Consider the following 14,681-nt stretch of genomic DNA (forward strand, 5'->3'; position numbering starts at 1 on the left):
TCCCAGTGGGACCCCCGCCGCCAGCGCCCCGAGCTGTGGAACCTCTACAACGGCCGGCACGCCCCCGGCGAACACGTCCGCGTCTTCCCCCTCTCCAACTGGACCGAGCTGGACGTCTGGCAGTACATCGCCCGCGAGGGCATCGAGCTGCCGCAGATCTACTACGCCCACGAGCGCGAGGTCTTCCAGCGCAACGGCATGTGGCTGACCGCCGGCGAGTGGGGCGGCCCGAAGGGCGCCGAGACCGTCGAGAAGCGCCAGGTGCGCTACCGGACCGTCGGTGACATGTCCTGCACGGGCGCGGTGGACTCCGACGCCGACAGCATCGAGAAGGTGATCGCCGAGATCGCCGCCTCCCGGCTCACCGAACGCGGCGCCACGCGTGCCGACGACAAGCTCTCCGAGGCCGCGATGGAAGACCGGTCCTCGCCGACCAGCTGGAGGCCGTCGAACAGGCCTCCCTCAACCGCGGCCAGGACACCCCCGACCTCGCCCTCCTCACCGACGGCCTGCGCGCCGAACGCGAGCAGGGCATCACCATCGACGTGGCCTACCGCTACTTCGCCACCCCCAGGCGCCGGTTCATCCTCGCCGACACCCCCGGCCACGTGCAGTACACCCGCAACATGGTCACCGGCGCCTCCACCGCCGAACTGACCGTGATCCTCGTCGACGCCCGCAACGGCGTCGTCGAACAGACCCGCCGGCACGCCGCGATCGCCGCCCTGCTGCGCGTCCCGCACGTCGTCCTCGCCGTCAACAAGATGGACCTGGTCGGCTACGGGCGGGCCGAGTTCGAGCGGATCGTCGCCGACTTCACCGCCCGGACCGCCGAGCTGGGTCTGCCCGAGGTCACCGCGATCCCGGTCTCGGCGCTGGTGGGTGACAACGTCGTGGAACCGTCCGCGCACATGGACTGGTACGACGGCCCGGCGCTCCTGGAGTTCCTGGAGAACGTCCCGGTCGCCGCGGACGCCACCGACGCCCCGGCCCGCTTCCCGGTCCAGTACGTCATCCGGCACGGTGACGTCCGTCACTACGCGGGCCAGCTGGTCTCCGGCTCGCTGCGCATCGGCGACCGGGTCACCGTGCACCCGTCCGGGGCCACCTCCACGATCGCGGCGATCGACGTGCTCGGCGCCGCCGCCGAGGCGGCCCGTGCCCCGCAGTCCATCGGGGTACGCCTTTCCGACCAGCGGGACGTCTCGCGCGGTGACATGATCACCGCGGGCCCGCAGGGACCGGTGCTCACCCAGAACGTGACGGCGGCCGTGTGCCATCTGGCCGACCGGCCGCTGCGGGTCGGCGACCGGGTGCTGCTCAAGCACGCCGCCCGGACCGTCAAGGCGATCGTCCGGGACCTGGGAGGCGCGGCCGAGCTGACCGTCAACGACCTGGGCCGGATCACCCTGCGCAGCGCCGAGCCGCTGCCGCTGGACGCCTACGCGGTCTCCCGCCGTACCGGCGCGTTCATCCTGATCGACCCGGCGGACGGCGCGACGCTGACCGCGGGGATGGTCGAGCTCGGCTGACCCCTGCTGCTGTCGAGGAGCCCCCGGAAACCGGGGGCTCTTTCGTATGTACCGCGTCACAAGGTCACGGCGTGTCAATAACGCGGTAACAGCGGAGCCGGATGTGAGAGACGGGCCCACCGGCGGGGTAAGCCACCCGTTACCGGGACGAAGGTCCCGTCAGGGGGGCGCCGACAGCGTCCGGGACGGGACCCGTACCATTCCTACAGTTGAAAGCAGGACAAGCAGTGATCGCCTGCGCCATGAACGGAATCGCCGTGTACGAACCACCTTCCGCCCCCTCCTGGCGTATCGCGCTGCCGCACACCGTCGCGGCCGTGCCGGTCGCCCGTGCCCTGGTGCGCTCGGCGATGGAGGAGGCGGACCACGCGGCCGACCCCGACACCGCCGAGCTGCTCACGGCGGAACTGGTCGCCAACGCCGTGGAGCACACCGCCGGCAGGGGGCCGATAGAGCTGGTCGTCGAGCTGGTACCGGGGGGCTGCAAGGTCGAGGTGCACGACCCGGACCCGGCACCGCCCGGCCATCTCACCCGTCCGGTGATCGAGGAGCCCGACCCCATGCAGGAGGGCGGGCGCGGCCTGCTGCTGATCCGCGCCCTGAGCTCGTCCTGCGGTCACCGCCCCACCGAGTCCGGCAAGGCGGTGTGGTTCAGGCTTCCTGCAGTACCGCGTCAGTGGCGGCCGGCGTAGCCGGTCCGGCGGTGGGCGTCGGGTTCCGGCGCCGCTCCTGCGGTGAGGGGAAGAACGACCCGGCCCAGGATCGGTCCGTGGCTCGGGCGAATCGCCGGAGCGGGGCCCGAGTTCGGATCCGGCGAGCGCCGGGATTCCTACGCCGGTTCACCAGGGCTCTCCTGCCCGGCCGCCAGCCACGCCGAAAGCCAGGGATCGAGTCCGCGAGCGAACATCCGACTCGGCGCACTGTGCGAAGAGTCGAGACCAGCGGTGCCGCTCTCGCACTCCGGCGGGTGTGTGCGGCAGGACGCGGCCCGCTCCGATTCGGCCTGCGGGTCGGCAGGGGCACTACGCGTGGCGCTCATCGTGCAACACACTCCTTGTGCGGCTGTCGCCGGAAGAGCGGGCTATCGCTCGCCCGCGGGGCATGTCAGGGGCCGAAGCAGTCGGGATCCGCTGCCTTCCAGTGCGCCGCCCAGGACTCGGGCGGGTCGATCAGCAACTGCCCCGGGGCCAGCCATTCGTAGAGCTCCGCATAGGACCGGACCGTGACCGGGTCCAGCCGCCGCTGCAGCATGTGCGGGCGCAGATCGGCGGGTTCGCGCGCACCGAGAGAGGCCATGATCTGCTGTGCGCTCCTCACGGTCGCGGCCTGGAATCGGTGCACCCTCGCCGTTTTGTCCTGGACGTTCAACGCGCGGGCACGGCGCGGGTCCTGGGTGGCGACGCCGACGGGGCAGGCGTTCGTGTGGCAGCTCTGCGCCTGGATGCATCCGAGGGCGAACATCATCGCGCGTGCCGAGTTGGTGAAGTCGGCCCCCTGCACCAGGCGCTTGACGATGTCGGCTCCGGTGGCGACCTTGCCGCTGGCCCCGATCCTTATCCGGTCCCGCAGGCCAGTGCCGACGAGGGCGTTGTGGACGGTGATGAGTCCTTCCGTGAGCGGACTGCCGAGGTGGTCGGCGAACTCCAGCGGGGCTGCTCCGGTACCGCCCTCCGCTCCGTCCACGATGATGAAGTCCGGCGCGGTGCCTTCTTCGATCATGGCCTTGCACACGGCCAGGAACTCTCGCCGGGAGCCCACGCACAGCTTGAAGCCGACCGGCTTGCCCCCTGTCAGCTCCCGCATCTCGGCGATGAACCGGATCAGCTCGCGGGGCGTTCCGAAGGTCTGGTGGTAGGCGGGCGAGATGACGGTCCGTCCCTCGGGAACATCGCGCACCCGGGCGATCTCGGCCGTCACTTTCTCCCCCGGCAGCACTCCCCCGATGCCGGGCTTGGCTCCCTGGGACAGCTTGAGCGACACGCATTTCACGTGGTCGTGAGCTGCCCTCTCGGCGAACCTCGCACGGTCGAAGCCACCGTCCGCGGTGCGGCAGCCGAAGTATCCGGTGCCGATCTCCCAGACCAGGTCACCGCCGTGGCGCAGGTGGTACTCCGACAGGCCGCCCTCACCGGTGTCGTGGGCGAAGCCCCCCAGGGCCGCCCCCCGGTTGAGGGCGAGGACGGCGTTGGCGGACAGCGAACCGAAGCTCATCGCCGAGACGTTCAGCAAGGACATGTCGTAGGGCTTGGTGCAGTCCGGGCCGCCGATGCGGACCCGGGGTTCTTCCACACCGACCGGCAGTGGCCTGATCGAGGTCTCGAAGTACTCGTATCCCTCGGCGTAGACGTTCCGCTCGGTCCCGAACGGAAGCTCGGCTTCGTCGCCCTTGGCGCGTTGGTAGACGAGGCTGCGCACATCCCGGTCGAACGGCCGGCCGTCGTAGTTGCGCTCGACGAAGTACTGCTGCAACTCCGGCCGGATCGACTCCAGCATGTAGCGGGCATGCCCGAGTACCGGATAGTTGCGCAGGATTGAGTGGCGTCTTTGGAGCAGGTCGTGCGTGCCCGTTCCGGATATCGCCGCGCACAGCGCGGCGGCCGGCCACCACCATGGGGAGACGATCGATGCCGTGGTACCAAGGGCGATCGCTGCCGCCCCGGCGGCCCCGACCACTGCGGTTCTGATCATGTGCGGAAGGTATGTCTTTCCTGGTGCGGGCGAGCCTCCGCCCGAGGTCGAGTGGTTGACGATGCGCGGCCCGCGGGTCAGCGGACGTACCCGAACGCCACGAGCTGGCCCCGGATCCAGGGATCGTGCGTCTCCGCGACCGCGGTCGCTCCGGCAGGGGCGGAAGCCGCCGATGGAAGGGCGGCCGCCGCCGCGATACCTCCGGCTGCGAGGACGGCGCCTGCGACGACGCCGAGAGCAGCGGCCGCGGTTGCGATGCGCCGTACGAGCTTTTCCATTGCCATTCCTCCTTGTACCGGCAATCGCCGACACAAAAAGTGTTGATCTGTATGGATACGAGCGCATCGCATGATCTGGTGATTCAGCCGGTCGCTCCGGCGAGCCCCATCGGAGGGGTCCGGACGGCGGCCGACCGTTCGTCTGCGCCGTCACCTCGGGCGTCGTCGGCCCGGCCGGATTCTGGCGTCACCCATTCAGGGGATCCCGGCCTCCGCGGCCGCGAAAGGTGCGCCGGTCAGTCGGCCGCCGCCTCGGCGCCGCCGCCCCGCTCGATCGCCACCCGGGTCAGCTCGACCCGCGAGTTGATGCCGAGCTTGGCGAAGATGTGCTTCATATGGGTGCTGACGGTGTGCACGGACACGTAGAGCCGGTCGGCGATGGCCCGGTTGGTCAGACCCTCGACGACCAGCGGGATGAGTCTGCGCTCGGATTCGGTCAGGTCCGCCCACCCCTGGGGGCCGACCGTGTGGGTGCGCACGGGGGCCGTACGCACACCGAGCCGTCTCAGGCGTCCTCTGATCCTTTCCTGGTCGCGTTCGGCGCCACAGGCCGATGCCAGGCGGCCCGCCTCTTCGAAGTACGGGATCGCCGACGCGGTGTCGCCTGCTTCCGTCATCAGCTCGGCGAGGTCCTCACAGGCCGCCGCCAGGGCCAACGGCCTGCCGCTGTTCCGGTAGCCGGTGACGGCGGACGCCAGCGCGCCGGAGTCGTGATGCAGCAGGCCGTCCACATGGGCGCGGACGGCCCCGATGATCTGCCGGCTCTCGTCCTGCGCGGCCAGGTCGAGCAGTGCGCCCGACACGGTCCGGGCGAGGGCCGTGTCCCCGCCGCGGAGCGCGATGCGCACGATCTCGGGCCAGTGGGACGGGGGCAGTGTCAGCAGGCGCGCGGGTTCGTGACTCGCGAAGCTCTCCGCCAGTACCGCCGCCGCGCCGGGTTCACGCTCGGCGTCCGCCAGACAGGCGCGGGCCAGTGACACCCAGGGGCCGTACCGCTGGGTGAGCGCGCCGGAGCAGGTGTCCGCGGTGCCGAGGTGGTCCTTGGTCCTGGCGAGGAAGCCGCGTCTGATCTCCACCAGCGCCAGGATCGCGCGGGCCTGCGGATTCAGCAGCGTGATCTCGAGTTCGTCCGCCACCGTCAGGCTGGCCTCGGCCTCCACGGCCGCGTCGTCCAGCGCGCCCTGCTCGAGGAGCGCGCAGGCGCGGGCGGCGTGCCAGTGGGGCAGTGACCAGCCCAGGCCCAGCGCCTCCGCCTCGCGCTGTCCCTCGCGCAGGGTCCGCTCGGTGTCCGCCAGACGGTCGGTGACGGTCAACACGGTGGCCAGCCACAGTGCCGGAATCCGCGGGGGCCGCAGATAGAGCGCGGCGGACTCGGTGCCGGCGCGCCGGGTGGCCTCCTCTGCGAGTTCGAGGGCGCGGGCCAGACGGCCGCGGTAGAACAACGCCTGCGACTGGAACACCACGGCGCTGACGACGACGGCCGGATCGTCGCTGCGGTAGGAGGCCTCGACCAGCCCGGTCCCGGTCTGCTCGGCAGCGGCGATGTCCCCCAGGTAGATGTGGCCCGTCGCCTTGGTCTTCAGCAGCCGGACCCGCAGGTCGGACGGCAGTCCGGGCAGGTCGAGGGCCTTCTGGAGGTGTGTCATCGCGGCGACGTCGTCGCCCGCGGCCTGGTGGATCTCGGCGGCCACCAGCCGCAGCCGCGCCTCCTGGAGGGGGTCAAGGCCCTCCGGCAGCGTGGCATCGACCAGGTCGAGCGCCTCGTGGACCCGGCGGGTACGGCCGAGGTACTCGGCGGCGTCGGTCAGCAGGTCGATCCGGCGCCGGTCGTGCGGGGGCAGCAGGCCGGCGACCCGCTGGGCCAGATCCGCGGCCGCGTCGGGGGCCGACGACGAAAGGTCCCGTACGGCGGTGGTCAGGGTGGTCACGGAGTGGTCGTCGACCGGTCCGCCGGACATCACGACGTGCCAGGCCACCTCCGCCGAGCGCGCGCCGGTGCCGCGCAGGGTGTCGGCCGCCTCGCGGTGCAGCACGGTGCGCACGGCCAGGGGGAGGTTGTCGTGGACCGCCTGTCGGGTGAGGTCGTGGCGGAAGGCCAGTCGCGGGCCGTCGGCCGAGAGCAGACCGGCGTCCAGGGCGGCGGCGACACCCGACAGCAGGCTGCCCGCCTGTCGGCCCATCATCCGGGCGGCCGTGCCGAGGTCGAATTCACGGCCGAGGACGGAGCCGATCTGGAGCAGGTGTACGGCGTCCTCGGGGAGCCGGTCCACCCGCGCGCCGACACTGCGGCGGAAGCTGACGGGAATGCCGTCACCCGGCAGGCCCGTCTCGCCCCCCTCGATCCTGGCGCCGTCGGTGTCGGCGAAGCCGCGTACCAGTTCGATGGCCAGAAAGGGGTTGCCCGCGACGCCGCGCAGGAGCCTGGTCAGTCCGGGTGACGGCGTCGCCCCCAGGACGTCGGCCGCGATGTGCTGGAGTTCCCGTTGCGGCAGGGGGCCCAGGATGAGCCATCGGGCGCCCAGGCGTTCGAGGTCCTCCCGCACCCTGGCCACGATCGGCCGCTCGGCGTCCGACCGTACCGCCAGCACCCACAGGATCCGCGAGGCGGCCAGCCGTCCGGGCAGGGTGCGCAGGACGAAGAGCGTGGCGGGATCGGCCCACTGGGCGTCGTCCACGAGCACGGCCACCGGCGCGCGCTGAGCACGCTCCTCCAGGGCGTCCGCGATGCTGTCCAGCAGCCATAGCCGCTGGTCGTCGGCGGCCGCGAGGGCTCGGCGGGAGCCGGCGGAGGGGTGCAGGGCGAACTGCAGTGCGGCTCCTGCCGCGTACTGGTCGAGTTCGTCGGCCCGTACCGAGACCACGTCGAACCCGGATCGCCGTGCCATCTCGTCCAGCTCCGCGAGGAACCGGCTCTTGCCGACGCCGGCCGAGCCCTCCACGACGACACAGGCACCCCGTCCGCCGCGCACCATGTCCAGTGCCTCACGGGCTGCCATGACCTCTCGGTCGCGTCCCCGCAGCCGCAGCCCGGTCGTGGCCCGGTTCCCACGCCCCTCGGCGTCGTCGGGGTCTGTGCGGTGCATGGGGCAAGCATGGCGCAGGGTCGCAGCCGTCCTCAACGCCGGTTCCCCGGTGACCACGGCTTTCACCCGGGTGAACGTTCCTTCCGGGCCCTCGGCTCACCCTGTCGCGGCGCATGCTCCGTGGCATCCGGATCTCTGCTCTGGAGAGGAGCACAACGTGCGTACAGGCAAGGAATACCTGGCGGCGCTTGACGACGGCCGCAAGGTGTGGGTCGGTGACGAACTCGTCGACAACGTGGCCACGCACCCGAAGACACGGGCGTACGCCCGGAGTCTCGCGGCCTTCTACGACCTCCACCACCGCCCGGATCTCCAGGACGTCATGACGTTCGTGGACGAGGACGGCGTACGGCGGTCCATGACCTGGTTCCAGCACCGCTCCGCGGACGACCTCCGCCGCAAGCGGGAGTACCTGGAGACGGTGCAGCGTGAACTGGGCGGCGGGGCCGTCCCGCGCACCCCGGACGTCAACAACTACGTCCTGCTGACCTACGTGGACGACCCGGAGCCCTGGAGCAGCCAGTCCGTCGGGACCGACGGCAGGGACCTCACCGCCGGGCTCCTCGACTTCTGGAACGAGGTGCGCGACGGCGACCTCAACGCGACGCCGGCCTTCGTCGACCCGCAGGCGGACCGCTCCCGCGACTCCGCCCAGGCCGACTCCCCGGCCCTGCGGGTGGTCGCCACCTCGGACGAGGGCATCACCGTGCGGGGTGTGAAGGCGATCAGCACCGGCGCGGCCTTCGGCGACTGGATCCACATCGGTGTCTTCTTCCGCCCCGGTATCGTCGCGGAGCAGATCATCTACGGCGCGGTGAAGCCCAACACCCCCGGGGTCACCGTCGTCTGCCGCGAGAGCAACGTACGGGACGGCGAGGACGTGGAGCACCCGCTGGCCTCGCAGGGTGACGAGCTGGACAGCATCATCGTGTTCGAGGACGTGCTCATCCCCTGGAACCGCGTCTTCCACATCGGCAACCCCCAGCACGCGTCGCTGTACCCGCAGCGCGTCTTCGACTGGCTGCACTACCACTCGCTGGTGCGGGCGATGGTGAAGGCCGAGCTGATGCTCGGCCTGGCCCTGCTGATCACCGAGCACATCGGCACCTACCAGCTGCCGCCCGTCCAGGCCCGGATAGCCAGGTTCGCCGGCTTCCACCAGTCGCTGAAGGCGCATGTGGTCGGTTCGGAGGCCCAGGGTTTCTTCACACCCGGCGGCATCTTCAAGCCGAACGTCCTGATGTTCGACTTCGGGCGGGCGTACTACATCGAGCACATCACCGACATGGTGCACGAGCTCATCGACCTGGCCGGCCGTGCCGCGCTGATCTACCCCACCGAGGGACAGTGGCGGCAGCCCGAACTCAGGCCCTGGCTGGAGGCGCTGCAGACCGGGCCGGTCGGCAGGCCGCACGACCGGCTCAAGATCAGCCGCGTGATCCGCGACATGTTCCTGTCGGACTGGGGCGACCGCATCGGAGTGTTCGAGAACTTCAACGGCACTCCCCTGCTGGCCATCCGCACGCTCACCATGAAGCGCGCCGAGATGTCCCCCAACGGCGCCATGGCGGACCTCGCGCGCAGGGTCTGCGGCATCGAGAACGTGAGCGACGAGGAGGAGAGCTCCTACCAGGCCCAGGCGACCTATGCCCGGCGCCAGGACTCCGCACGCCAGGGCGCGTAGGAGCGTAGGAGCGGCGGACGGGCCCGGATCACAGCACCCCGCACTCCCGGGCCCTGGCGACCGCTTCGCTCCTGTCGTGGGCGTCGAGCTTGCGGAAGATCGCGCGGACCTGTGTCTTGACGGTGTTGTGGGACACGTACAGCTCGGAGGCGATCTCACGCAGGGTCAGCGAGCCGCACAGCGCACGCAGCACGCGGCGTTCCCCCGTCGACAGGTCCCGGGGGTGGGGGGCCGGTGGCGGGACGGCCACGGCCCCCTCCGCTCGGGCGAGCAGCTCCGTCAGGATGCCGGGCGACTCGCATCTGGCCGCCGCCCGCTCGGCCGCCGCACGGGCCGCGCGTGCCGCGTTCGTGTCGCGCCGCGCACTCGCCAACCGCCACCGCGCGAAGTGCCGCAGCGCATGCACATGGGGTTCGCCCTCCGTCCGGAGCGGGCCCGTCAGCGCCGCTTCCGCGTCGGCCAGTGCCTGTTCGGCCTCGTCGAGGCGGGTCTCCTGGAGAAGGATCCATGCCCGGCCGACACGGGCGGGCATCGAGACGAAGTGCCGGTCCAGCCCGGCCCTCGCGATCTCCCGGAGCGCCTCGTCGTTCAGGACGCGTGCCGGTTCGCGGCGTCCCGCCAGCAGTGCGCACAGGCTCCGCAGACCCAGCGCGCGGACGAGTGCCAGGCCGTGCCCGGCCGCGTGCGCGTCGCGGGTCGCCTCGCCGAGCAACACCTCCGCCTCCTCGTACCGGCCGGTCCACAGCAGAGCGGCGCCGCGGGCGGTGCCGGCCAGGGCGCGCCAGGAGGTCAGCGGCAGCGTGCCGGTGACGGCGGACGCGCCGAGCCGGTCGGCCGTCAGGACCTCCCCCTTCAGGCAGCAGGCCATGGCCCGGGCGACGGCCGCCGCGTCGCGGACCGTGCCGCCCTCGCCGACGGTCTGCGCGGTCCGGGCTCCCGTCTGCCTGAGCAGTGCCACGTCCAGCCAGCGGCAGGCCGCTTCGGGAGCGCCTTTCGCGAGGGCCGTCATCGCCGCCACGACGCACAGTCGGGCGTCTGCGGCCACCGTGCGGTGCGGCAGCATGTCCAGGCACCGCGAGACGCGGGCTCCCTGGCCCGCGGAGATCGCCTTCTCCCACCCGTCGAGGACCGCGGTTACGGCCGCGGACTCGTCTCCGCACAGTGTCCAGTGCCGTACGGCCTCGGTCGTCCGCCCCTGCCGTGCGTACCACTCGGCCGCCGTCCGGTGCAGGGCCGCGGCCGTGTCCGATCCTTCGGATTCGAGGACGTCGGACAGCAGTGCGGCCAGCGCCCGGTGATGGCGGTACGCCGACGCCCCGGCGGCGACGGGTACCAGAAGCTGCACGGTTCGTGCGAGCTCGCGCAGCAGGACGCCCGCCCGGTCACCGGCGAGAGCCTGGCACGGACCGGTACTCAGCTCGTCGAGCACGCTGGTACGGAGCAGGAACCGGCGCTGTTCGGTGGTGAGCCGGTCGAGAACCTCACCGGTCAGGTAGTCGGTGACCATCCGCCTGCCCCGCGCCGAAGTCCCCTCCGTGTCGGCCGGGTTCCCGGCGCGCGCCTGGGCGCGCCCCATGAGGGACAGTCCGGCGGCCCATCCCTCGGTGGCCTCGTGGAGGGTCCGAGAGCTCTCCGTCGTGGGAGCGCAGCCGAGCAGACCGGTGAGCACCGACTGTGCCTCGTCCGGGGTGAAGGCGAGGTCGTACTGGTCGAGTTCGGCGGTCAGGCCCCGTGCGCGCAGGGCCGGAAGCGGGCTCCCGGGAATGTGCCGGGTCGACAGGACGACGCGGAATCCGTGCGGCAGTCCGGTCAGGAAGTCCGCCAGGGTGCGCTGTGCGTCGGCGTCCGTGACGGACTCCAGTCCGTCGAGGATCAGGGTGAGCGGTCCCGTCGCGTCCAGCCCGGTCAGCAGGGCCGGCAGGGTCTCGTCGAGCCAGGTCGCGGTCGTCCAGCCGCCGCCGTCGAGGTGGCCTGGCAGGTCCGGTCGCGCCTCGTGCAGCGCACGCAGAACGCCCGCCCAGAGCCGGTCCGGGGTGTTGTCGCAGGCGTCCAGACTGAGCCAGGCGCACTCGCCGCGAGCCGCCAGGTCCCGTGACCACTCGGTCAGCAGCACCGTCTTCCCGGCACCGGCCGGCGCGGAGAGCACCACCACGGGTTCGGTCGCCGCGTCGAGCCGTTGCAGCAGTCGCGGACGGGTCAGAAGATGCGGGGGCTGGACCGGAGGACGCAGCTTGAAGGCTGGGGCGGAGCTGGTCATGGCACTGCACTTTCCGTGGAGTGGGTCGGGACGGGCGGTAGCCCCCGACGGCCTTGGCTCGCCTGCGGGAGCCGGGCGTCGGGGGCGTCGGGGGTGGCCGGTCCGGTCACGGGGACCTCGGTCGCCGCCGGGGCCTAGTGCGAGGCCCTGAGCGCGTCGAAGCCGCCGGCGAAGTGGACCAGCGGCCGGCTGTCCACCTGGTGCGTGCAGTAGCGGACGGCACCGACGAAGATGGTGTGATCGCCGCCGGCGAGCGCCTCGGCGACATCGCACACGACGGCCGCGATGGCGTCCTTCAGCACTGGCACACCGTGGTCGTCGATGGTCTCGACGCCCGCGAACTTGTCCGCCTTGGAGACGGCGAAGTTCCGCGCCAGAGCCTCGCTGTCCTCGCCGAGCACGTTGACCGCGAAGCGGCCGTGCTCGGCGATGGCCCTCCGCGTGTACAGGTGGTTGCCGATGCACACGAGGAGCTGGAGCGGGGCCAGCGAGAGGGCGGACACGGCGCTCGCGGTCATCCCTATGGGGGTGCTCCCGGAGCGTGTGGTGATCACACTGACACCCGTGACGAGCCGACCCATCGTGGCTCGGAAATCGACTGTCGTGTCGGGGGTTTCGGACATCGGAGGACCTCCGTGAGAGTCAGGGGAACGTCGGTGTGCGACAGCGAAGTCAGTTCGCGGGGAGGGGTTCGAGGACGAACGTCCGGCGCAGCAGGGTGTACGGCACGTCGGTCAGGCCGCGGCAAGGACCCGCGTCGGCCGCGTACGTGTCGTAGGACTCCAGCAGTGACTGCTTGACCCCGAACACCGGATCCGTGTCGAGGTACGGGTCGTCGGAGGGGAAGAGCATGGTGGTGACACGCTGGAATCCCGGCGCCTCGACCAGCACGTGCACATGGGCGGGACGCATCAGCGACCTGCCGGTGGCACTCATGAACTCGCCGACCGGACCGTCGCCGGGGATCGGGTAGCTGGCCGGCCGGATGGAGCGGAAGCCGAAGCTCCCCGTCTCGTCGGTGCGGAACAGCCCGCGCATGGCCGGGTCGGCCTGGCCGGGCACCTCCATGTCGTAGTGGCCGTCCGCGTCACTGTGCCAGACGTCCACACCGGCGCCGGCCACCGGCGCTCCCTCGTGGTCCACGACCCGCCCCTCGAAGAACAGCGGAGTGCCGGGCAGGCCGCCGGAGATGTCCGCGGCGTCGGAGTGCTGTGGCCGGTCCTCCCTGAAGTAGGGGCCCAGGACGCTGTTCTGGGTGGCGCCGGCGGGACGCCGGTTGCTCAGGGCATCGACGAGCATGGTGACGCCCAGCACGTCGGAGAGAAGGATGAACTCCTGGCGCGCCGGCGTGCACGTGTGCCCGGTACGCGTCAGGAAGTCCACTCCCGCGGCCCACTCGCCCTCCGTCAGTCCGACGTCGCGGACGAAGGCGTGGAGATGGCGGATCAGCGAGTCCAGGATCTCCGCGAGGCGGGGGTCCGTGGTGTCCCTCATGGTCGAGATCACGGCCCCCGTGATGGTGTCGCTGGTCAGATCACGCATGGCATGCCCCTGGGGTGATGGAGTGTTCACCGACGAAGTCGGTCTGTGGACGCGGATGCTCCGGTGGCGTTCATGGCGTCTCACCGGCCCACGCGCGGGTCAGGAAGGCGTGGACCGCGCTGCGGTCCACGGGACGCGGATTCCAGTAGCCGTCCCGCACGACGAGTTCGGCCGCCTGCTCGATCCCCGATCGGGGCATGCCGAGGTCCCGCAGGGCCCTGGGTGCGCCGAGCCGCCCGGCGAGGTCGAACAGGGCGCCGGCGGGGTCGTCCCCCGGCAGTGCCCGCGCGAGGCGGGCCATGGCCGCGCCGACGGCCGGGGCGTTGTAGGCGACGACGTGCGGCAGGACGACCGTGTGGGTCTCGGCGTGCGGCAGTCCGAAGGTGCCGCCCAGCACGTGGCACACCTTGTGGTGCAGGGCCATGCCGACCGTGCCCAGACAGGTCCCGGCCAGCCACGCGCCGTACAGGGCGTCGGCACGTGCCTCGGCGTCGTCCGGGCGGCGCGCGATCACGGGGAGGGAGCGGGCGAGGGCATCGAGTGCCTCACCGGCCATCAGGAAGGCCACCGGGTCCTGGTCCTGCGCGTAGAGAGCCTCCACGGCGTGCGCCATGGCATTGATGCCGCTGGCCACCGATACCGGCGCCGGAAGCGTGTGCGTCAACTCGACGTCGTACACGACCGTCCTGGGCAGTACCTCCGCCAGCCGCCGGGTCGTCTTCCTGCCGCCCTCGGTCTCTCCGAGGATGGGTGTCATCTCCGAGCCGGCGTAGGTGGTGGGCAGTGCCAGCTGCGGGAGGCCGGTCCGGGCGGTGATCGCCTTGCCCAGGCCGATGGTCGATCCGCCGCCGACGGCGAGCACCGAGTCGGCTCCCACGGACCGGGCGTAGGCGACCGCCCTCCCGGTGACCTCGACAGGGGTGTGCGGGGCGGCCTCGGCAAAGGTTCCCGCGGCTGCGGCTCCCAGCAGATCACCCGCCTGCGCGGCCTGGTCGGCCTGGTCGGGCGTGCACAGCACGAGCACCCGCCGGCATCCGAGGGCACCGGCCTCCTCGGGAATACGGCACCGCGTTCCGCTGCCGAAGACCACCTTGGTGATCTGTCCCCGGTGCACGAATGTCTTCATGATGATTCCCTCGGTCCTGCCGCGCCTTTTCATCGGTGGAAAGGAAGCCTCGCCACGGAAATGCTGCGCGTCAACGGAATCCATGAAAGATGACGGGTGACCCCGCGGGAATACCCTGATCGCGCGAGCCTGAGCATCCCCATGCCCCAGGGAGCGCTTGCGGTATCACTCATCTGTGGGATGGTCGGCCGGGTCGGGGCGTTGGAGCGTGGGTGCACTGACGGGCCCGCGATTCGCTTCGTGCTCGAAGGCCGTCGCCGAGCCCGGCCTAATTTCACGGTTCGTTTCCTTACCGAAAATTCCCGGCGCGTCCGCAATTGGCGAGAGGCAGCGGGAAAAGCTATGGATAAAGTGGTCGCCGCGGCCGGGGAGGCGGTGGCTGATGTGCCGGAGGGCGCTTCGCCGGTGGCGGGCGGGTTCGGGCCGAGTGGTGTCCCGAGTGTGTTGGTCGGGGCGTTGTACGAGCCGAGGCACTCGGATGCGTCGCCGAA

The 14,681-nt window shown here is 71.3% G+C and carries 9 protein-coding genes and 3 pseudogenes; 5 read left to right on the forward strand and 7 right to left on the reverse strand.

The genetic code is table 11. The features are described from left to right. The 3 genes and pseudogenes from cysD to JF597_RS36810 form a co-directional block, all read left to right on the forward strand. Nucleotides 1-423 (forward strand): annotated as a pseudogene (gene cysD, locus JF597_RS36800) (sulfate adenylyltransferase subunit CysD); the annotation flags it as partial. Further along, nucleotides 423-1,532, forward strand: a pseudogene (locus JF597_RS36805) (GTP-binding protein); the annotation flags it as partial. The pseudogenes cysD and JF597_RS36805, both read left to right, overlap by 1 nt. 242 nt (nucleotides 1,533-1,774) lie before the next feature. Beyond that, nucleotides 1,775-2,224, forward strand: coding sequence for an ATP-binding protein (locus tag JF597_RS36810; protein WP_294005774.1), 450 nt, complete (start codon nucleotides 1,775-1,777; stop codon nucleotides 2,222-2,224). Nucleotides 2,225-2,636: 412 nt separating this feature from the next. On the opposite strand, the gene JF597_RS36815 is transcribed toward JF597_RS36810, so the two are convergent. The 3 genes from JF597_RS36815 to JF597_RS36825 all read right to left on the reverse strand — a co-directional run bounded on the left by JF597_RS36815 (nucleotide 2,637) and on the right by JF597_RS36825 (nucleotide 7,581). Next, nucleotides 2,637-4,220, reverse strand: coding sequence for an FMN-binding glutamate synthase family protein (locus JF597_RS36815; protein WP_294005776.1), 1,584 nt, complete (start codon nucleotides 4,218-4,220; stop codon nucleotides 2,637-2,639). A 77-nt stretch (nucleotides 4,221-4,297) separates the two neighbouring features. Continuing rightward, a complete protein-coding gene (locus JF597_RS36820; protein WP_294005779.1) occupies nucleotides 4,298-4,498 on the reverse strand; it encodes a hypothetical protein in 201 nt (66 codons plus the stop codon). A gap of 236 nt (nucleotides 4,499-4,734) precedes the next feature. Then, nucleotides 4,735-7,581: a LuxR family transcriptional regulator gene (locus JF597_RS36825; RefSeq protein ID WP_294005782.1), complete on the reverse strand. Its 2,847-nt coding sequence runs from the start codon at nucleotides 7,579-7,581 to the stop codon at nucleotides 4,735-4,737. A 157-nt stretch (nucleotides 7,582-7,738) separates the two neighbouring features. On the opposite strand from JF597_RS36825, the gene JF597_RS36830 reads away from it, so the two are divergent. Beyond that, nucleotides 7,739-9,265: a 4-hydroxyphenylacetate 3-hydroxylase N-terminal domain-containing protein gene (locus JF597_RS36830; RefSeq protein ID WP_294005785.1), complete on the forward strand. Its 1,527-nt coding sequence runs from the start codon at nucleotides 7,739-7,741 to the stop codon at nucleotides 9,263-9,265. Nucleotides 9,266-9,293: 28 nt separating this feature from the next. On the opposite strand, the gene JF597_RS36835 is transcribed toward JF597_RS36830, so the two are convergent. The 4 genes from JF597_RS36835 to JF597_RS36850 all read right to left on the reverse strand — a co-directional run bounded on the left by JF597_RS36835 (nucleotide 9,294) and on the right by JF597_RS36850 (nucleotide 14,190). Then, nucleotides 9,294-11,522: a LuxR C-terminal-related transcriptional regulator gene (locus JF597_RS36835; protein ID WP_294005787.1), complete on the reverse strand. Its 2,229-nt coding sequence runs from the start codon at nucleotides 11,520-11,522 to the stop codon at nucleotides 9,294-9,296. Nucleotides 11,523-11,656: 134 nt separating this feature from the next. Continuing rightward, nucleotides 11,657-12,145 (reverse strand): flavin reductase family protein, encoded by a 489-nt coding sequence (locus tag JF597_RS36840; RefSeq protein ID WP_294005789.1) that lies wholly within the window; start codon nucleotides 12,143-12,145, stop codon nucleotides 11,657-11,659. 49 nt (nucleotides 12,146-12,194) lie between these two features. Next, the gene (locus JF597_RS36845; RefSeq protein WP_294005792.1) at nucleotides 12,195-13,064 is read right to left on the reverse strand and encodes a dioxygenase; all 870 of its coding nucleotides are present in this window, start codon (nucleotides 13,062-13,064) and stop codon (nucleotides 12,195-12,197) included. Between the two features lie 70 nt (nucleotides 13,065-13,134). Next, entirely contained in the window at nucleotides 13,135-14,190 is a 1,056-nt protein-coding gene (locus JF597_RS36850; RefSeq protein ID WP_294005794.1) for a maleylacetate reductase, read from the reverse strand. Between the two features lie 342 nt (nucleotides 14,191-14,532). Between JF597_RS36850 and JF597_RS36855 the strand changes: the two are divergent. Beyond that, nucleotides 14,533-14,655 (forward strand): annotated as a pseudogene (locus JF597_RS36855) (succinyl-CoA--3-ketoacid-CoA transferase); the annotation flags it as partial. Nucleotides 14,656-14,681: the final 26 nt, after the last annotated feature.

The organism is Streptomyces sp. (assembly GCF_019510245.1).
Taxonomy (GTDB): Bacteria; Actinomycetota; Actinomycetes; order Streptomycetales; family Streptomycetaceae; genus Streptomyces.